This is a genomic window from Pseudomonas solani (assembly GCF_026072635.1).
Classification (GTDB): Bacteria; Pseudomonadota; Gammaproteobacteria; order Pseudomonadales; family Pseudomonadaceae; genus Metapseudomonas; species Metapseudomonas solani.
Genome location: NZ_AP023081.1, coordinates 5185745 through 5204367, shown reverse-complemented (window position 1 = coordinate 5204367; position 18623 = coordinate 5185745). Strand labels below are relative to the sequence as shown.

General features: G+C 65.4%; 19 protein-coding genes and 3 tRNA genes. 6 read left to right on the top strand and 16 right to left on the bottom strand.

The window, feature by feature from the left end:
* Positions 1 to 6: 6 nt before the first annotated feature.
* From PSm6_RS23845 to edd, 4 genes are all read right to left on the bottom strand, one after another.
* Complete coding sequence (locus PSm6_RS23845) at positions 7 to 1425, bottom strand: ATP-binding protein (protein ID WP_021222503.1); 1419 nt, start codon at positions 1423 to 1425, stop codon at positions 7 to 9.
* A 16-nt stretch (positions 1426 to 1441) separates the two neighbouring features.
* Positions 1442 to 2173: a response regulator gene (locus tag PSm6_RS23840; protein WP_021222502.1), complete on the bottom strand. Its 732-nt coding sequence runs from the start codon at positions 2171 to 2173 to the stop codon at positions 1442 to 1444.
* A 190-nt stretch (positions 2174 to 2363) separates the two neighbouring features.
* Positions 2364 to 3323 (bottom strand): glucokinase, encoded by a 960-nt coding sequence (locus tag PSm6_RS23835; protein ID WP_021222501.1) that lies wholly within the window; start codon positions 3321 to 3323, stop codon positions 2364 to 2366.
* Positions 3320 to 5146: a phosphogluconate dehydratase gene (gene edd, locus PSm6_RS23830; protein WP_265168417.1), complete on the bottom strand. Its 1827-nt coding sequence runs from the start codon at positions 5144 to 5146 to the stop codon at positions 3320 to 3322. The genes PSm6_RS23835 and edd overlap by 4 nt, the downstream gene beginning before the upstream one ends.
* 281 nt (positions 5147 to 5427) lie before the next feature.
* Here edd and PSm6_RS23825 point away from each other — a divergent pair, with 281 nt between their 5' ends.
* Complete coding sequence (locus PSm6_RS23825) at positions 5428 to 5592, top strand: hypothetical protein (protein WP_021222499.1); 165 nt, start codon at positions 5428 to 5430, stop codon at positions 5590 to 5592.
* A gap of 19 nt (positions 5593 to 5611) precedes the next feature.
* Here the strand turns inward: PSm6_RS23825 and PSm6_RS23820 are convergent, their stop codons facing one another.
* Complete coding sequence (locus PSm6_RS23820; RefSeq protein ID WP_031288956.1) at positions 5612 to 6418, bottom strand: dienelactone hydrolase family protein; 807 nt, start codon at positions 6416 to 6418, stop codon at positions 5612 to 5614.
* A gap of 168 nt (positions 6419 to 6586) precedes the next feature.
* On the opposite strand from PSm6_RS23820, the gene PSm6_RS23815 reads away from it, so the two are divergent.
* Positions 6587 to 7600, top strand: coding sequence for an MBL fold metallo-hydrolase (locus PSm6_RS23815; protein WP_021222497.1), 1014 nt, complete (start codon positions 6587 to 6589; stop codon positions 7598 to 7600).
* A gap of 59 nt (positions 7601 to 7659) precedes the next feature.
* Entirely contained in the window at positions 7660 to 8127 is a 468-nt protein-coding gene (locus PSm6_RS23810) for a copper chaperone PCu(A)C (protein ID WP_265168416.1), read from the top strand.
* A gap of 15 nt (positions 8128 to 8142) precedes the next feature.
* On the opposite strand, the gene PSm6_RS23805 is transcribed toward PSm6_RS23810, so the two are convergent.
* Entirely contained in the window at positions 8143 to 8766 is a 624-nt protein-coding gene (locus PSm6_RS23805) for a trimeric intracellular cation channel family protein (RefSeq protein WP_021222495.1), read from the bottom strand.
* 7 nt (positions 8767 to 8773) lie between these two features.
* Entirely contained in the window at positions 8774 to 10132 is a 1359-nt protein-coding gene (gorA, locus tag PSm6_RS23800) for a glutathione-disulfide reductase (protein WP_265168415.1), read from the bottom strand.
* 95 nt (positions 10133 to 10227) lie between these two features.
* On the opposite strand from gorA, the gene PSm6_RS23795 reads away from it, so the two are divergent.
* Entirely contained in the window at positions 10228 to 10650 is a 423-nt protein-coding gene (locus tag PSm6_RS23795; protein WP_265168414.1) for a VOC family protein, read from the top strand.
* A 95-nt stretch (positions 10651 to 10745) separates the two neighbouring features.
* Here PSm6_RS23795 and galU read toward each other — a convergent pair whose 3' ends face one another.
* From galU to plzR, 3 genes are all read right to left on the bottom strand, one after another.
* Complete coding sequence (gene galU, locus PSm6_RS23790; RefSeq protein WP_021222492.1) at positions 10746 to 11585, bottom strand: UTP--glucose-1-phosphate uridylyltransferase GalU; 840 nt, start codon at positions 11583 to 11585, stop codon at positions 10746 to 10748.
* Between the two features lie 49 nt (positions 11586 to 11634).
* Positions 11635 to 12996 carry a UDP-glucose dehydrogenase family protein gene (locus PSm6_RS23785; RefSeq protein ID WP_265168413.1) on the bottom strand — a complete coding sequence of 454 codons (1362 nt, stop codon included), beginning with the start codon at positions 12994 to 12996 and terminating at the stop codon, positions 11635 to 11637.
* 87 nt (positions 12997 to 13083) lie between these two features.
* Positions 13084 to 13368, bottom strand: coding sequence for a PlzR type 4 pili assembly inhibitor (gene plzR, locus PSm6_RS23780; protein ID WP_021222490.1), 285 nt, complete (start codon positions 13366 to 13368; stop codon positions 13084 to 13086).
* A gap of 340 nt (positions 13369 to 13708) precedes the next feature.
* Between plzR and PSm6_RS23775 the strand changes: the two genes are divergently transcribed.
* Together PSm6_RS23775 and PSm6_RS23770 are read left to right on the top strand one after the other, a co-directional pair.
* The gene (locus tag PSm6_RS23775) at positions 13709 to 13897 is read left to right on the top strand and encodes a carbon storage regulator (RefSeq protein ID WP_021222489.1); all 189 of its coding nucleotides are present in this window, start codon (positions 13709 to 13711) and stop codon (positions 13895 to 13897) included.
* A 178-nt stretch (positions 13898 to 14075) separates the two neighbouring features.
* Positions 14076 to 14387, top strand: a complete 312-nt coding sequence (locus tag PSm6_RS23770) for a hypothetical protein (RefSeq protein WP_184490247.1) — start codon at positions 14076 to 14078, stop codon at positions 14385 to 14387.
* Positions 14388 to 14571: 184 nt separating this feature from the next.
* On the opposite strand, the gene PSm6_RS23765 is transcribed toward PSm6_RS23770, so the two are convergent.
* The 6 genes from PSm6_RS23765 to gacA form a co-directional block, all read right to left on the bottom strand.
* A tRNA-Leu gene (locus PSm6_RS23765) sits at positions 14572 to 14658 on the bottom strand.
* Between the two features lie 223 nt (positions 14659 to 14881).
* A tRNA-Cys gene (locus tag PSm6_RS23760) sits at positions 14882 to 14955 on the bottom strand.
* Between the two features lie 43 nt (positions 14956 to 14998).
* Positions 14999 to 15074: transfer RNA gene (locus PSm6_RS23755), tRNA-Gly, on the bottom strand.
* A 68-nt stretch (positions 15075 to 15142) separates the two neighbouring features.
* Entirely contained in the window at positions 15143 to 15703 is a 561-nt protein-coding gene (pgsA, locus tag PSm6_RS23750) for a CDP-diacylglycerol--glycerol-3-phosphate 3-phosphatidyltransferase (RefSeq protein ID WP_021218990.1), read from the bottom strand.
* Between the two features lie 32 nt (positions 15704 to 15735).
* Complete coding sequence (uvrC, locus tag PSm6_RS23745; protein ID WP_031287553.1) at positions 15736 to 17559, bottom strand: excinuclease ABC subunit UvrC; 1824 nt, start codon at positions 17557 to 17559, stop codon at positions 15736 to 15738.
* A gap of 1 nt (position 17560) precedes the next feature.
* Entirely contained in the window at positions 17561 to 18205 is a 645-nt protein-coding gene (gacA, locus tag PSm6_RS23740; RefSeq protein ID WP_031287554.1) for a response regulator transcription factor GacA, read from the bottom strand.
* Positions 18206 to 18623: the final 418 nt, after the last annotated feature.

Genomic DNA, 18623 nt, shown 5'->3' with positions numbered 1-18623 from the left:
CGGTGCTCAGTCGGCGACGCGGGGCAGCTCCAGGGTCACCCGCAGCCCGCCCTCGCGCAGGTTGCGCAGGCTGACCTCGCCGCCATGGCTATGGGCGATGTTGCGGGCGATGCCCAGGCCCAGCCCGTAGCCCTGCTGCTGGCCGGAGAGACGGAAGTGCGGCTCGAAGACCTGCTCCAGGCGCTGCTCGGGCACACCGGGGCCTTCGTCATCCACGTGCAGCACGAAGGCGTCGCGGCCGTCCTCGATGTGCAGGTGGGCGCGCTGGCCGTACTTGAGGGCGTTGTCCACCAGGTTGCCGATGCAGCGCCGCAACGCCAGGGGCTTGCCCGGGAAAGGCCGGCGCGCGGTGCCTTCCAGGGTGACGCGGCCATTGCCCAGGTAGGGGTCCACCAGGCAGTGCAGCAGGTGGTTGAGGTCCACCGGCTCGATGTTCTCGTGGATGTCGGTGTCCTTCACACATTGCAGCGCACCCTTGACCAGCAGTTCCAGGTCGTCGAGGTCGCGGCCGAACTTGGCTTGCAGGGCTTCGTCCTCCAGCAGTTCGACACGCAGGCGCAGGCGGGTGATGGGGGTGCGCAGGTCGTGGGAGATGGCGCTGAACAGCTGGCTGCGCTCGCTGAGGTAGCGGCTGATGCGCTCGCGCATGCTGTTGAAGGCGCGGCTCACCTCCACCACCTCGCTGCCGCCCGCCTCCGCCAGCGGCTCCACGGTGGCGCCCAGGGACATGTCCCGCGCCGCCGCCGCCAGGCGCTTGAGCGGTCGGCTCTGCCAGTGCACCAGCAGGCCGATGAACAGCAGCAGGAAGCTGCTGGTGAGGATGATGAACCACAGCTGCTGCGCCGGCAGGCCCTGGTCTTCGAGGCTGACGTAAGGTGCCGGCATCAGCGAGGCGAGGTAGAGCCATTCATTGGGGGCGATCTGGATCTGCGTCACCAGCACCGGCGGGTTGAGCGGCTCCAGGCTCAGGGCGTAGTGGGCCCAGGAGCGCGGCAGCTCGTCGAGCTTGAGCTCGCCGTTGAAGATGCGCAGGTCGTCCGGGCTGACGAACTGCACCGAGAGGTCCACCTGCTTGCCCAGGCGCTCGCGCAGCACGTCGTCGACCACGTCGAGCACCGCGGCCTTGCGCGGCGTGGCGGGCAGCACCTGCATGTCCAGCGGTTTGTCGTTGAGGGAGACGAAGAAGCGCGTGCCGCCCATGCTGCGCAGCTGGTCCAGCACCAGCGGCCGGTAACCCAGGGGCAGCGAGCGGAAGTAGGCGACGCTGGCGGCCATGGAGTGGGCCAGGCTACGCGCGCTGGTGAGCAGGCCTTCCATCTGGCTGGCGCGCAGCTGCGAGACCCAGATGACGCTGGACAGCGCCTGGGCCATCAGCACCACCAGCAAGGTGAGGAACAGCATGCGCCCGAGCAGCGAGCGCGGCATGGGGTTCCAGCGGCGCTTAGGCATGGGGTGAGACCTGGGCCGCCAGCAGGTAGCCCGAGCCGCGCACGGTGCGGATCAGCCGCGGCGCCTTGCCAGTGTCCCGCAGGCGCTGGCGCAAGCGGCTCACGGCCATGTCGACGATGCGTTCCAGGGGCATCACCTCGCGGCCACGGGTGGCGTTGGCGATGGTGTCGCGGTCGAGGATCTGCTGCGGGCGGTCGAGGAACAGCTTGAGCAAGGCGAAGTCGGCGCCGGAGAGGATCACCTCCTCGCCGTCGATGTGGAACAGGCGGTGGCTGACCATGTCCAGCCGCCACTCATCGAAGGCCAATACCTGGGCCTCGCCGGCACCCCGTTCCTGGGCGAAGCCGACGCGGCGCAGCAGCGCCTTGATGCGCGCCTGCAGTTCACGGGGGCTGAAGGGCTTGCCGATGTAGTCGTCGGCGCCCAGTTCGAGACCGATCACCCGATCGGCTTCGTCGGAGCTGGCGGTGAGCATGATGATCGGCACCTGGGCCAGGCGCTGGTGCTGGCGCACCCAGCGGCACAGGCTGAAGCCGTCTTCGTCGGGCAGCATCACGTCGAGGATGACCAGGTCGGCAGCCACCTCGCCCATGGCCTGGCGGAAGGCGGCGCCGTCGCCCACGGTGCGCACCTGGAAGCCGGCGCGGCTCAGGTAGGTGTGCAGCAGGTCGCGGATTTCCTCGTCGTCATCGACCAGGAGGATGGTTTTACCGGCTTGGCTCACGTGGGCCTTCCTTTGTTGTTATGGGTCATGTCCATTTGGATGCAGGGCGTTGGCGTAGGGTGGATGACGCTCTTTTCATCCACCTGTCGGCGTCGGTGCATAACCATCGGTGGACCGGTGAAGCGTGGTCCACCCTACATCAGGCGCCGTGCCGGGAACGTGCAATGCGTCCGTTTCCCGTATTTGCGCCTCAGGGCTGCAACGCTTGCTGCAAGGCCACGCCCGCGCCTTCCAGGCCCGGGTATTCGGCGGTCACCAGCCACACCGGCACGCCGCTGAAGTAGTCGCTCATGCAGCCCTTGCTGGCGAAGGCAGCGGCGAAGCCACTGGCCTTGAAGAACTCGGCGAAGCGCGGCACCACGCCACCGACCACATAGACCCCGCCTCGGGCGCCGAGGGTCAGCACGTTGTTGCCCGCGACGCGGCCGAGCCAGACGCAGAACTGCTCCAGCACCGCCCTCGCCTCGCTATCCCCGGCCAGGGCCGCCGTGGTGATGGCTGCAGGGCTGTCCAGGTGCGGCTCGACGCCATCGAGGGCGCAGCTGGCGCGGTAGAGCTGCAACAGGCCACCGCCACTGAGGATGTTCTCGGCACTGACATGGCCCTGGCGCTCGTGCAGGTGGCGCCACAGTTCGGCCTCGCGGGCACTGCCGATGGGCAGGTCGACATGGCCGCCCTCCCCTGGCAACGCCGCCCAGCGCCCTTCGCCCAGGGGTAGCAGGGTGCCGACGCCGAGCCCGGTGCCGGCACCGATGACCACGGCCGGGCGCTCGGCATCGGCCTCGCCCGCGCAGATGGTCATGCGCTCGCCGGGCTGCAGGCGGGTCATGCCCAGGGCCATGGCGGAGAAGTCGTTGATCAGCAGCAGCCGCTCGACCTTGAGCGTTGCGCAGAAGCTGCGGCGATTGAGGCGCCAGTGGTTGTTGGTGAAGCGGAAATCCTCGCCCCCCACCGGCCCGGCGCAGGCCAGGCAGACGGCGGCGATGGCACCCGGCGCCAGGCCGAGGCCCGCCAGGTAGTGTTCGATGGCCAGTTCCGGGGTGGCGAAATCCACCGTCGCCAGGACCTTGACCGACTCCAGCCGCTCGTCACGCCACAGGGCGAAACGTGCGTTGGTACCTCCGATATCGCCGACCAGCGCCAAGGTCACTTCAGGCTCTCCAGGCTGGATGTAAAGGCGCTCGCCCCCTGCTCCGCCGTGCTGAACGCGGCGCGCATGAAGGCGAACATCTCCCGGCCACAGCCGATCTCGGCGTTGTGCTGGATCGGCGCGAGCTCGCGGGCGGCGAACGCGTCGGCATCCACCAGCACCCGCAGGGTTCCGGCCTGGCCATCGACACGGATGATGTCACCGTCGCGCACGCGCGCCAGTGGACCTCCGTCGTATGCCTCGGGGCACACATGAATGGCCGCCGGGATCTTGCCGGAGGCACCGGACATGCGCCCGTCGGTGACCAGCGCCACCTTGAAGCCGCGGTCCTGCAGCACACCGAGGAAGGGAGTCATCTTGTGCAGTTCGGGCATGCCGTTGCAGCGCGGGCCCTGGAAGCGCATCACCGCCACCATGTCGCGCTCCAGCTCGCCCGCAGCGAAGGCATCGGCGAGGGCCTGCTGGTCATGGAAGACCCGCGCTGGCGCCTCCACCACCTGGTGCTGCGGCGCGACGGCGGACACCTTCATCACCCCGCGCCCGAGGTTGCCCTCCATCACCCGCAGCCCGCCTTCCGGCGAGAACGGATTGGAGACGGGGCGCAGGATGTTTTCGTCCAGGCTCGCCGCCGGGCCGTCGCGCCAGGCGATGCGGCCGTCTTCGAGGAAGGGCTCCTGGGTGTAACGGCGCAGGCCCGGGCCGGCAACTGTGTTGACGTCTTCGTGCATCAACCCGGCATCGAGCAGCTCGCGCACCAGGAAGGCGACGCCGCCCGCCGCGTGGAAGTGGTTGATGTCGGCCTTGCCGTTCGGATAGACGTGGGCCAGGGTCGGCACCACTTCGGAGAGGTCGGCCATGTCTTGCCAGGTGAGCTGGATGCCGGCGGCCTGGGCGATGGCGGGCATGTGCAGGGTGTGGTTGGTGGAGCCACCGGTGGCGTGCAGGGCGACGATGGAGTTGACCAGCACGCGTTCGTCCATCAGCTCGCCGATGGGCATGAAGCCGCCGGCCTGCTGGGTCAGCCGGGTGACCTGGCGCGCCGCCTCTTCGGTGAGGGCGTCGCGCAGCGGCGTGCCGGGGTTGACGAAGGAGGCGCCGGGCAGGTGCAGGCCCATCATCTCCATCAGCATCTGGTTGGTGTTGGCGGTGCCGTAGAAGGTGCAGGTGCCGGGGGCGTGGTAGGCCGCCATCTCCGACTCCAACAGCTCGTCGCGGGTGGCCTTGCCTTCGGCGTAGCGCTGGCGGACGTCGGCCTTTTCCTTGTTCGACAGCCCCGAGGGCATGGGCCCGGCGGGGATGAACAGCGTGGGCAGGTGGCCGAAGCGCAGCGCGCCCATCATCAGGCCGGGGACGATCTTGTCGCAGATGCCGAGGAACACCGCCGCGTCGAACATGTTGTGCGACAGCGCCACGGCGGTGGACATGGCGATGACTTCGCGGCTGGCGATGCCCAGCTCCATGCCCGGCTCACCCTGGGTGACGCCGTCGCACATGGCCGGCACCCCGCCGGCGACCTGGCCCACGGAGCCGATCTCCCGCAGCGCCTGCTTGATGCGCTCGGGGTAGTGCTCGTAGGGCTGGTGAGCGGAGAGTATGTCGTTGTAGGCGGTCACGATGGCGACGTTGGCGGCGTCCATCAGGCGCAGGCGCTGCTTGTCCTCGCCACCGCAGCCGGCCACGCCGTGGGCGAAGTTGGCGCACTGCAGCTTGCCGCGCTGCGGGCCCTTGCTGGCGGCCTCGCGGATCATCGCCAGGTAGCGCTCGCGGGTGGGGCGGCTGCGGGCGATAAGGCGTTCGGTTACTTCGATAATGCGGGGATGCATATCAGCGGCTCCAGGCGATATCTTGTTTTAATCGCATCAAGATAACTCAGAATCACGGAATCACGCCATTTCATAAGCGCTATTTTGTTATTAGAACAACATTAAGCAGATTCGGCGTGCAGGTCCTGCTTTGGACCGGTGGCCGGGGCGAAGGTGCGCCCAACCAGGGCCCCGTCAAAGCATAGGTTGAACCCGACCCAGCCCCTTGTACTCCACCGCCATGACCAATACACCCGCGACGGGTTCACGGGCTGCACAGAGATCATGGCGAGGAGGCTTCGATGACAGAGCGCAAGCGCAACAACCTGAACGACCCGCAACAGACACCGGCGGAAGTCGCCGATCACGAGGCACTGATAGAGGAAGCGCGCCGCGAACAGGGCCGCACCGGCCAGCGCAACGACAACCAGGGCCATACGCCGCGCCTGCGCCGCCCGTCACGCTGAGGGCGGCGCAAACCCGGTATCAGCGGGGGAAGAGGTCCTTGAAGAAGCTTTGCATGTCGGCCCAGGAGTTTTCATCGGCGACCTGGCTGTAGCCGATATCCGGGCCCTTCTCGCTGCCGTGGCCGGCGTGGCTGAGGCGATCCGCATCCGGGTTGGTGAAGCCGTGCTTGGCCTTGGCCTGGAGGACGAAGCGGTAGTCGGCCTCGGCCTTGTCCATCTCCTCCTTGAAGGCGGCGACGTCGGCCTTGGTGACCATGCTGTCCTGGCCGCCGTGCTCCACCAGCACCTTGGCCTTGACGCTGCCCTTGGTGGCCGGGGTGGCGGTGGCCAGGGCGCCGTGGAAGCTGACCACGCCGGCCAGGGGCACGCCTTGGCGCGCGGCGTCCAGCACCACCTTGCCGCCGAAGCAGTAGCCGATGGCGGCGAGCTTGGTGGCATCGGTCTGCGGCTGCTTTTTCAGCAGGTCGAGCCCGGCGAGGAAGCGCGCCTTGGCGGCGGGGGCGTCCTTCAGGGCGGCCTGCATGAAGGCCAGCGCGTCGGCCGGGTGCTCGGTGTTCTTGCCTTCGCCGTACATGTCGATGGCCAGGGCGCTGTAGCCCAGTTCGGCGAGGTCACGGGCGCGGCGCTTGGCGTAGTCGTTCAGGCCCCACCACTCGTGCACCACCACCACGCCAGGGCGCTTGCCCTCGATGGCGTCGTCGTAGGCGTAGTAACCCACCAGCGCCGTGCCGTCGGCGGCCTTGTAGGGGATCTCCTGGGTGCGGATTTCCGCCTGGGCGATACCCGCGCAGGCCAGCAAGGCGAAAATGAGCGGCAATCTGGGCATTTCTATCTCTCCCTGGGTGAAGCGAAGCGCTTGGAAAGCATGCAGTGTCGCGGTTTTCCCGGCATTCGCCAATCGCCGATAGGGTCGCACCCGCGTAGCGCCCTCCTTATGGCAGGTGAAAGCACAGCGGCGAGACTCCATACTCGCGCGCCCACTGGAGGAATCAGCATGCCCCGATACGCCCTGTTGCTCCTGCTTGCACTGGCCGGCTGCGCCCGCGACCCGGTCGGCCTGCCGCTGACCACCGAGCGCAATGCCTCGCCGCCGAAGCTGCAGTACCTGGGCGTGGGCGGCTACCTGATGCACTGGCGCGGCGAGGGGCTGCTGATCGCCCCGTCCTTCAGCAACCCGTCCTTCCTGGGCCTGCCACCGCTGCGGGTGAAGGCCGACGAGGCGACCATCGATGCGCGCATGCCGCCCGCCGATGACGTCAGCATGCTGCTGATCGGCCATGCGCATTACGACCACCTGCTGGACGTGCCCCGGGTGATGCAGAAGCAGGCGCCGAACGCCATCGCCTACGGTTCGGCCACCGCCGGGCACATCCTCCGGGCGGTGCTGCCGGCGGAACGCATCGTCAACGCCGAGCCGGCCATGGCCAACGTCAAGGAAGCCGGGGAAACCGGACCTGCCGCGCAGCCGGGAACCTGGCTCTACTCCAGGGACCGACGCTTCCGCGCCATGCCGATCCAGAGCATGCACGCCCCGCATTTCGCCGGGATAACTTTCCTGCGCGGTAGCTACGACCAGGACCTGAAGGAACTGCCGACCGCGGTGTGGAACTGGAAGGAAGGCCAGACCCTGGCCTGGCTGGTGGACCTGCTGGATGAAGCCGGGAAGCCCGTGTACCGCATCCACTATCAGGATTCCGCCAGCACCCCGCCCTATGGCTTCCCGCCGATACTCGAAGACGGCAAGGCCATCGACGTGGAGATTCTTTGCGTCGGCTCCTGGAACCAGGTGCAGCATTACCCCGACGCCCTGCTCAAAGTCAGCCGCCCGCGCCTGGTGGTGCTCGGCCACTGGGAGGACTTCTTCGGCAACGACCCGCAGCGGCCGCAGACCATCCGCCTGCTGGACGAACAGGGCATGGTCGAGCGCACCCGCGCCGCATTGCCTGAAGGCACCCCCGTGGTGATGCCGGTACCGTTCTCGGAAGTCGCCCTGCCGGCGACGCCCTGAGGCCTCAGGGCATGGCGGTGGTATCGTGCGCAGCCACCACCGCCTGCCGGACTCTGCTGATGCACCCTCTTCCCTTTCGTTCACTGCCCTGGAAACGCCACGCGCTGCTCCTGCTGACGCTGCTGGCCTGCACCACCAGCCAGGCGGGCGAGCTGTCGCTTGGCGAGGCGCGGGCGCAGCCGTCCGACTGGGATGCCACCGCCGCCGTGGTTTCCCTGGCTATCACCGATACCGGCGCCCAGGGTGATCGGCTGGTGGGCGCCAGCACGCCCTGTGCCTGGCGGGTGGATTTGCAGACGACGGTGCGCATCGGCGAGGCGCGACGGGTGATGACGCTGGCGTCCTTCGGCGTGCCGCCCGGTGGCGTGCTGAAGCTGGCGCCGACGGGCAGCCACCTGACCCTGGTAGGCCTCAAGGGCGCACTGAAGGATGGCGAGCGCTTTCCGCTGACGCTGCGCTTCGCCCGGGGTGGCGAGATGACGATCGAGGTGCGGGCCGAACGGCCCGCGACGACTCAATCCAGGTAGCGGCTGGGCGCGAGGTCAGTCGCGGTCCAGCAGGTGGAAGCGTGGCAGCGAGAGCCCCCAACGGATCGCCGCCAGGCGCGTGCCGAGCACCACCAGCATGGCGACGCCGGTGTCCAGCCAACGGGGCAGCCCGAGGTGAAGCATGCCGATGAACACCAGGGAGCCGGCGACACAGGCGATGGCGTAGATCTCCTTCTGGAAGATCAGCGGGATCTCGTTGCAGATGACGTCACGCATCACGCCGCCGGCAACGCCGGTGATAACCCCCATGATGATGGCGGTACTGAACGGCACCTGGTGCTGCAGGGCCACCTCGGTGCCGTAGACGGTGAACACCGCCAGGCCGAAGGCGTCTGCCACCAGCAGGCCGGTTTCGTTGATCGGCCGGGTCAGCCGCACCCAGAGCACGGTGCCCACGGCAGCCAGGGAGGCGACGAGGATGTAGGTGTCGTCGCGTATCCAGCTCACCGGGTGGTTGCCGAGGATGACGTCCCGCAGGGTGCCGCCGCCCAGCGCGGTGATGATGGCGATCACCAGCACGCCGAACAGATCCATGGACTTGCGCCCGGCCATCAGCGCGCCGGTGATGGCGAAAACGGCAACGCCGAACAGGTCCGCCAGGTAGAAGAGCTGGGCCATGTCCGCGTCAGCTCCCCACGGGGGTACGCATGGTGACGAACTCCTCGGCGGCGGTGGGGTGCACGCCGATGGTCTCGTCGAAGATGCGCTTGGTGGCGCCGGCCTTGAGCGCCACGGCCAGACCCTGGACGATCTCGCCCGCCTCGGGCCCGACCATGTGGCAGCCGAGCACGCGGTCGCTTTCGGCGTCGACCACCAGCTTCATCAGGGTGCGTTCCTGGTTCTCGGTGAGGGTCAGCTTCATGGGGCGGAAGCGGCTCTCGAAGACCTTGACCTTGTGGCCGCGCGCGCGGGCGTCTTCCTCGCTGAGGCCGACGGTGCCGATATTGGGCAGGCTGAAGACAGCAGTGGGGATGTGGTCGTAATCCACCGGGCGGTATTCGGCGGGCTTGAACAGGCGGCGGGCGACGGCCATGCCTTCGGCGAGTGCGACCGGGGTCAGCTGCACGCGGCCGATGACGTCGCCCAGGGCGAGGATGGAGGGTTCGGTGGTGCGGTATTCGTCGTCCACCTTGATGAAGCCACGGTCGTCCAGCTCGACGCCGGTGTTCTCCAGGCCTAGGTCGTCCAGCATCGGGCGGCGGCCGGTGGCGTAGAACACGCAATCGGCCTCGAGGGTGCGGCCATCCTTGAGGGTGGCGAGCAGGCTGCCGTCGGCCTGCTTGTCGATGCGGGCAATGTCGGCATTGAACTGCAGGTCGAGCCCCTTGCGACTCAACTCGTCACGCAGGTGGGTGCGCACGGCGCCGTCGAAGCCGCGCAGGAACAGGTCCTTGCGGTAGAGCAGCGTGGTCTTGGCGCCCAGGCCGTGGAAGATCGAGGCGAACTCGACGGCGATATAGCCGCCGCCCACCACCAGCACGCGCTGGGGCAGTTTTTCGAGGAAGAAGGCTTCGTTGGAGCTGATGGCGTGCTCGCGGCCCGGCAGATCAGGAATCTGCGGCCAGCCACCGGTGGCGACGAGGATGTGCTCGGCGCTGAAGCGCTGCTCGCCGACCTGCACGGTGTGGGCATCCACCAGGCGCGCATGGCCCTCCAGCAAGGTGACGCCACTGTTGACCAGCAGGTTGCGGTAGATGCCGTTGAGGCGCTGGATCTCGCGGTTCTTGTTGGCGATCAGGGTGGGCCAGTCGAAGCCCGCCTCGCCCAGGTTCCAGCCGTAACCCTGGGCCTGCTCGAAGTCTTCGGAGAAGTGGGCGCCGTACACCAGCATCTTTTTTGGCACGCAACCGACGTTGACGCAGGTGCCGCCCAGGTAGCGGCTTTCCGCTACCGCGACGCGGGCACCGAAACCGGCGGCGAAGCGCGAGGCACGTACACCGGCGGAACCGGCTCCTATGACGAAGAGGTCGAAATCGTAGGCCATGGCAGGGTCTCCAGAAACAGGCGGCCAGCATACCTGAACGGGCGCCGCTGACCAGTTGCCGGGCCTATGCTTGAGCCAGCGAAGGAGGAATCGTCATGCGCCCTGCCCTCACCCATCTCGCCCTGCACGTTCCCGACCTGGAGCCGTGCATCCACTTCTATGAACGGTTCTGTGGCATGCGGGTGATCCACGAGCGCGCCGGCAAGGGCTCGCGGATCGTCTGGATGGCCGAGCCCGGGGAGGAGCACCGCTTCATCTTCGTGATCATGCCCGGCGGCCGACCGCGCGACCTGGCGCCGGACGACTACAGTCACTTCGGCTTCGCCCTGGAAAGCCGCGAGGCGGTGGACGCGATAGCCGCCCGCGCCCGGGCCGAGGGCTACCTGGTGTGGGCGCCACGGGACGAGCCCTACCCGGTGGGCTACTACTGCGGGCTGCGGGACCCGGCGGGCAACTACGTGGAGTTCAGCTACGGGCAGCCATTGGGGCCGGGCTCGGAGGGGATGGTGATTCCCTGAGCACGACCTCCCGGGCTGAAGCCCGGGCTACGGGAGGATGCCGGAAACGACAAGGCCGCCCGGAGGCGGCCTTGGCTAGTACTGGCGGGGCCTGATCAGTAGGCCTTGCCGGTCTTGTAGAGGTTTTCGAAGCAGTAGTTGGTCGCGTCGATGTAGCCTTCGGCGCCACCGCAGTCGAAACGCTTGCCCTTGAACTTGTACGCCAGCACGCAACCGTCCTGGGCCTGCTTCATCAGGGCGTCGGTGATCTGGATCTCGCCACCCTTGCCCGGCTCGGTTTCTTCGATCAGCTTGAAGATGTCCGGGGTCAGGATGTAGCGGCCGATGATCGCCAGGTTGGACGGGGCGTCTTCCGGCTTGGGCTTCTCGACCATGCTGTTCACGCGGTAGATGTCGTCACGGATCATCTCGCCCGCGATCACGCCGTACTTGGAGGTCTCTTCCGGCGGTACTTCCTGGATGGCGACGATGGAGCAGCGGAACTGGTTGTACAGCTTGACCATCTGGGTCAGCACGCCGTCGCCTTCGAGGTTCAGGCAGAGGTCGTCCGCCAGGACCACGGCGAAGGGCTCGTCGCCGATCAGCGGGCGGCCGCTGAGGATGGCGTGGCCGAGGCCTTTCATTTCCACCTGGCGGGTGTAGGAGAAGCTGCACTGGTCGATCAGGCGGCGGATGCCGACCAGGTATTTCTCCTTGTCGGTGCCCTTGATCTGGTGCTCCAGCTCGTAGCTGATGTCGAAGTGGTCTTCCAGGGCGCGCTTGCCGCGGCCGGTGACGATGGAGATCTCGCTGAGGCCTGCGTCGAGGGCCTCTTCAACGCCGTACTGGATCAGTGGCTTGTTCACCACTGGCAGCATTTCCTTGGGCATGGCCTTGGTGGCTGGCAGAAAACGGGTACCGTAACCAGCGGCCGGGAACAGGCATTTCTTGATCATGTTTAACCTTGAAAAGGTGGGGTGTTGGGCAAACTGCCGCGCAGTCTAATCAGGCCGCAGTCGCCTTACAATGCCCAGCTGCTGGGCGTCCGATGCCGCGATAAAGAAACCCCAGATCGGCCAGTTGCGCCGGGTCATAGAGATTCCTGCCATCGAAGATGACCGGCATTTTCATCAGACCGCGAATCCGCTCGAAGTTCGGCTGGCGAAACTGCTTCCATTCGGTCACCAGCACCAGGGCGTCGGCATTTTCCACCGCCTGGTACGGCGAGTCGCTCAAGTGTAGCTGCCCGCTGGCGAGCTGCTCCGGGTAGCGCGCCGCCACCGCCGGTACCGCCACGGGGTCACAGGCGCGAACGCGCGCGCCCGCAGCGAGCAGCGCATCCAGCAGCACCAGGCTCGGCGCCTCGCGCAGGTCATCGGTACCGGGTTTGAAGGCAAGGCCCCATACCGCAACGGTGCGCCCCCGCACGAAACCATTGAAGTGCTCGCGCACGGACTGGAACAGCAGGGTCTTCTGCAGCGCGTTGCGCGCCTCGACCGCCCGCAGGATGCCGGGCTCGATGCCTTCCTGCTCGGCACAGTGGATCAGCGCGCGCACATCCTTGGGGAAGCACGAGCCACCGTAGCCGCAGCCGGCATAGATGAAGTGGGTGCCGATGCGCCGGTCACTGCCGATGCCGCGGCGCACCTCCTCCACATCGACACCCAGGCGCGCGCAGAGGCCGGCCATCTCGTTCATGAAGGAGATGCGCGTGGCGAGGAAGGCGTTGGCAGCGTACTTGCTGAATTCGGCGGCACGGGTGGCCATCAGCAGCACCCGGTCATGGTTGCGCGAGAACGGCGCGTAGAGGCGGCGCAGCAATTCGCCGGAGGCCGGGTCGTCACAGCCGATGATGATGCGGTCCGGCCGCATGAAGTCGTCGATCGCTGAACCTTCCTTGAGGAATTCGGGGTTGCTCGCCACTGGCACGGTGAATGCCAGGTCACGCCTGGCGAGCGCCATGTGGATGCGATCCGCTACCCGCTCCGCCGTACCCACCGGCACCGTGGACTTGTTCACCACCAGGCAGGGACGTCGCAGCAGGGTGCCCAACTGATCGGCCACCGCCAGCACGTGGGAAAGGTCGGCAGAGCCGTCCTCGCCGCTGGGGGTACCGACGGCGATGAAGATGATCTCCGCCCGGTCGACGCTCTCCTCCAGCTGCGCACTGAAGCTCAACTGGCCGCTGGCGAGGTGCATCTTCAGCATGGTTTCCAGGCCGGGCTCGTAGATCGTCGGCTCGCCACGCTGCAGGCGCGCAAGGCGCCAGGGATCGCGCTCGACGCAGACGACCCGATTGCCCATCTCGGCGAAACAGGCCGCCGCCACCAGCCCCACGTAACCCGCACCGACGACGCAAAGCTGCATGGCTCATCCTCCCTGTATGGATACAGGGATTGCAGCGGACTCCGGTGGCAGAACGGTGACAGCGGGATGACCGCGCCGTGATGGCGCTCAGCGTCCGTCGGCGGGAAGGTTGAGCTCGACCTCGACCAGGGTTTCGGTGGACTCATGGACCACAGGCTCGCCGGCGTAGGTGCCGAGGGTTTCCCAGTGCTGATCGAGGCCGGCGCCGATGGCCGCCAGGTGGTCGATCATGCGCTGCCCGGCCTGTTTGATGGCCTGGTCGTCGCTGCGCATCATCTCGAACGACATTTCGGTCATCGCGGCGGTGAGGTGGGTGAGACTGCGGGTAGTGAGACTGAGCAGGCGAACCAACTGCTGTTCCTTGGATTCCATTCATTCACCTCTTGAACCTGACTCCTTCAGGCAGCACTCAGGCTAGCTGAAAAGCATGGCGACACATGCGCGGAGCCCGGTACTGCAAGAAAAATTTCAAATTTGAGCAGCCCGCCCGCGCAGGGGTTCAAACCCGGCGGGTAAATCGGACAAGCGGAACCGCCCCTATCCTTCGTACGGAAGAGGCAGGCACACAACCACGCATCCAGAAGGATGGAACTTCGAAACAAGGCGATAGGTCAGGAGATCAGGTAGCTGCAATCCATGTCAGTCGGGACGTCATGCCGATTTCCGGAAGCGCTGCCGGAGTGCCCCACGACAACCCTATGGGAGATCCGTCATGCAGCTGTTCATCAATTCGGTCGGCGAACGCTTCGTCATAGAAGGCGGCATCACGGTGGAAGTGATCAGCATCCACGGGCATCAGGTGAAGTTCGGCATCGTCGCGCCGAAGAACGTTGCCGTGCATCGCAAGGAAGTCTACGAACGCATCCAGGCTGGCGTGCCGCACCCCAAGCTGACGGCTTGAGCCGGTCCTTTCACCCGTAGAACGAGGGCGCGTGCGCCCTTTCCCGGCTGCAGCAATGCGGTCCAGCCAACCTATGAACGCAGTCAGGGGTATCTCGTCGAACCGATCGAAGGTTCTTTGCGTTGAGGCCAGGTCACTTCTACGCTCCCTGAACATTTACTCCATGGAGGGCATCGCCATGTCATACGACCTCAATCGGGCGTACATCCAGGTTAGTGATATGCCGATTTTCGAAGCGTTCAAGGGCGCGCCAGTGGCTGGCCACTTGATAGTCCGGGCTTGCGAGCTGTCGAATCGCGAATACGGCCACCGCCACCAGAAACTCGCAAAATCCAACAACATGAAGCATCCGCCCAGCGCTGACCGCATCTTCGCCGGCTACCTCGTAGTGCGGAACATCGACACCCCCGCACAATACGAAACCTGGATGCCCGGGCACGTCTTCGAAGACCTTTACAGACCAGCCAAGGCAGCACGCGGCGCCGCATAGCATTGAATGCCCTGCGGCCTCATCCAGGCGCAGGGCTTTTCACTTGCGGAATACCCAGATAGGGCTGAGTGCCCGGCTACCGCGTCGTCGTCTCGACGCGCTGAACTGCGCAACAACCCTGGAATTGCGGAACAAGAAACGACAAGGGCCTGCGCACATGATGCACGCAAGCCCTTGATTCGTATGGTGCCCGAAGCCGGGGTCGAACCGGCACGCTGTTACCAGCGAGGGATTTTAAGTCCCTTGCGTCTACCGATTTCGCCATTCGGGCGGTAGCGCTGAGCGATGGGAAGAGTGCCCTCCCTTTCGCGAGGGCAGGACTATATACAGCCACTCCTCCCCACGCAAGCCGACGAAAATACCCCGCCGAAAACCTTAAAGCATGCAGATCGGCGATCTCGGGCTCACCCAAAGTCACCCACCCTGCGCGCTCAAACAAAGAACAACGCATAAAAGAAAAAGCCCCACAGGCGTGAGCCTGCGGGGCTTTGTATTGGAGGCCAGAGTCGGAATCGAACCGGCGTACACGGATTTGCAATCCGCTGCATGACCACTCTGCCATCCGGCCTCAAACGAAGACGCCGCTTGGGGCGGCGTCTATCGTGACAATCTGGAGCGGGAAACGAGACTCGAACTCGCGACCCCGACCTTGGCAAGGTCGTGCTCTACCAACTGAGCTATTCCCGCTTTGTCTTGGTGACGGGCGCCATTCTATAGATTCATAAGCGCCCGTCAACCCCTTGATTCAAAAAAGTTTATTTCTTTTTCGGCTCGGTACTGAGATGCGGCCAGGCGGCCAGCAGGTAGTGCAGCATCGACCACAAGGTCAGGCCGGCAGCGATGATCAGCAGCACATAGCCCACCAGCACCCAGAAGGTGAAATGCGGCGGGTTGGCCAGCAGGATCACCAGTGCCAGCATCTGCGCGGCAGTCTTCCATTTACCGAGATTGGATACCGCCACATGGGCGCGGGCGCCGATCTCGGCCATCCATTCGCGCAGCGCGGAGACGACGATCTCGCGGCCGATGATGATGGCGGCCGGCAGGCTCAGCCACAGGTTGTGATGCTCCTCCACCAGCAGTACCAGCGCCACGGCGACCATCAGCTTGTCGGCTACGGGGTCGAGGAAGGCGCCGAAGGGGGTGCTCTGCTCCCAGCGCCGGGCCAGGTAGCCATCGAACCAGTCGGTCACCGCTGCAACAGCGAACACCGCACTGGCTGCCAGGTAGCTCCAGGAAAACGGCATATAGAAGAGCAGGATGAAGACGGGAATCAGCAGAACGCGCAGAACGGTGAGGAGATTAGGAATATTCATCGTGACAGCTGAACCGGAAATGAGCGGGCATTCTACTCGCTGTGCAGGGCTGCATAAATCGACTCTGCGAGCTTTTTGCTGATACCAGGCGCCTTGGCGATTTCCTCGATGCTGGCGCGGGACAGTTCCTGCAGCCCACCGAAGTGCTTGAGCAGCTCGCGCCGACGCTTTGGCCCCACGCCCGCCACCTCTTCCAGGCTGGAAGTCCGCCGAGCCTTGCCACGACGCGCGCGATGGCCCGTGATAGCAAAACGGTGGGCTTCATCGCGGATCTGCTGGATCAGGTGCAACGCGGGCGAGTCCGCCGGCAAGGTGAACTCATGGGCCGCATCGTTCAGGTAAAGGGTCTCGAAGCCAGGCTTGCGGGTCACACCCTTGGCGACACCCAGAAGGATGAGCTCGGGCACAGCCAGCTCCTGGAGCACTTCCTGCGCCATCGCCATCTGGCCCTTGCCGCCGTCCACCAGCAGGATGTCGGGGAGCTTGCCCTCACCTTCCTTGAGCTTGCTGAAACGGCGGGTCAGCGCCTGGTGCATGGCGGCATAGTCGTCGCCAGCGGTGACGCCTTCGATGTTGTAACGGCGGTAGTCCGACTTCAGCGCGCCTTCCGGCCCAAAGACCACGCAAGAGGCAACGGTCGCCTCACCACTGGAGTGGCTGATGTCATAGCACTCCAGCCGTTGCGGCGGTTCGTCCAGGTCCAGCACCTCGGCCAGTGCTTCGAACTTGTCAGCCATGTGCTGACGATTGGCGAGGCGCGCAGCCAGGGCCTGCTCGGCGTTGGTGACGGCCAGTTGCTGCCAGCGGGCGCGGTTGGTCCGTACCCGATGGCTGATGCTCAGCTCCCGCCCACGCAGTTCGGCGATGGCCTGGATCAGCGTGGGGAAGTCCTCATGCACGGTATTGACGATGAGCTCCTGGGGCAGGTCGCGCTCCATGTTGCTCAGGTAGTACTGGGCGATGAAGGCCACCAGTACATCACCCACCTCCTCCTCAATAGCGACCTGGGGGAAGAAGTTCTTGCTGCCAAGCACTCGCCCGCCGCGCACGCTGATCATGTGCACACAGGCACCGCCCGGGTTGACGATGGCAGCGACCACATCCACATCCCCGGTACCGCCCTCGATGCTCTGCTGATCCTGGACGCGACGCAGAATGGCGACCTGATCGCGCAGCTCGGCGGCTCGCTCGAACTCCAGCCGCATCGAGGCCTGCTCCATGCTGCTGGACAGCTCCTCGGCCAGCGCATTGCTACGCCCCTCGAGGAACATCACCGAATGCCGCACGTCCTCGGCGTACTCGGCCGGCTCGACCAAATCCACGCACGGCCCCTTGCAACGCTTGATCTGGTATTGCAGGCAGGGCCTGGTGCGATTGCGGAAGTAGCTGTCCTCACACTGGCGCACGAGAAAGGCCTTCTGCAGCAAGGCGAGACTCTCGCGAATGGCCCCGGCGCTTGGATAGGGCCCGAAATATCGCCCCTTCCGCTTCTTCGCACCACGGTGGATGCTCAGGCGCGGATACGGGCCATCGGACAGGTGCACGTAGGGATAGGATTTGTCGTCGCGCAACAGGATGTTGTACGGCGGGCGCCACTCCTTGATCAGGGTCTGCTCGAGCAGCAGCGCCTCGGTCTCGTTGGCGGTGATGGTGGTTTCAATCTGCGCGATCTTCGCCACCAGAGCGGCGGTCTTAGGTGCCAGCCCGGTCTTGCGGAAGTAGCTGGCGAGGCGCTTCTTGAGGTTCTTGGCCTTGCCCACATAGAGGAGCTTGCCGCCCTCTTCGAACATCCGGTAAACACCCGGGCGCCCGCTGCAGGCGGCAAGGAAATCAGTTGCGTCAAAAATGTCGGGCATCTTAGCTGACGGCGTCCACCATGCCGTGGCGCACGGCCAGGAGGGCCAGCTCGACGTCACTGGAAATGGAGAGCTTGTCGAAGATCCGGTACCGGTAGGTGTTCACGGTCTTTGGCGACAGGCACAGCTTGTCGGAGATGGTCTGCACCTTCTGGCAGTTGGCGATCATCAGGGCGATCTGGATCTCGCGCTCAGAGAGCAGGTCGAAGGGCGAGCCACTGGTTTGCGGCTGAAAGGATTTCAGCGCCAACTGCTGAGCGATCTGCGGGCTGATATAACGCTGCCCACCGAACACCTGGCGAATGGCCTGGACCATCTCTTCCAATGCAGCGCCCTTCGTCAGGTAACCGGCAGCACCGGCCTGCAGCAAACGCGTGGGGAACGGGTCTTCCTCGCAGACGGTAACGGCCACAACCTTGACGTCCGGATGGCTGCGCAACAGCTTGCGGGTCGCCTCCAAGCCGCCGATGCCCGGCATCTTCACGTCCATGAGCACGACATCCGGCTTGAGCTCGCGCGCCTTCTTGAGCGCCTCTTCGCCGCTGTCGGCCTGCCCGATCACCTGCAGGCCGTCTATATCGGCCAGCATGCGCGTTATACCTGTACGAACCAGATCGTGGTCATCGACCACCAGTACCCTAATCAAGCGACACCTCGCAGTGCATCGCAGACCGCCTGGGCGGCTGGATTGTAGAAAGGCAGATACATTATCAAGACAGCCTCACAAGACCTAGCTTGATTCATCGCCGTCAAATAGCAAGCGCCAGGAAAACACAGTCCATAGGGGCTGACAATCGAGCACCAGGCAGGGAGACGCACTCTCAAGGTGGCACATCACAGCACCGCCTGAAAGTTATGGCTGCAATCGGGCGACCAGCGAACCGAAAGCGCGTGGCCGGCCTCGCCTTAGCGAGAATCTGCGGCCTCGATGCGTTGCTGCAAAACCTGCAATACGCCCCCAGGCTCGGACATCTGCGGGAAATGCCCACTGCGGGCCGCCAGCAACCGCTGACCACAAGGAGAAAGCGCGGACAACCCAAGCTGGTTGCATGTCCACAAGGCGA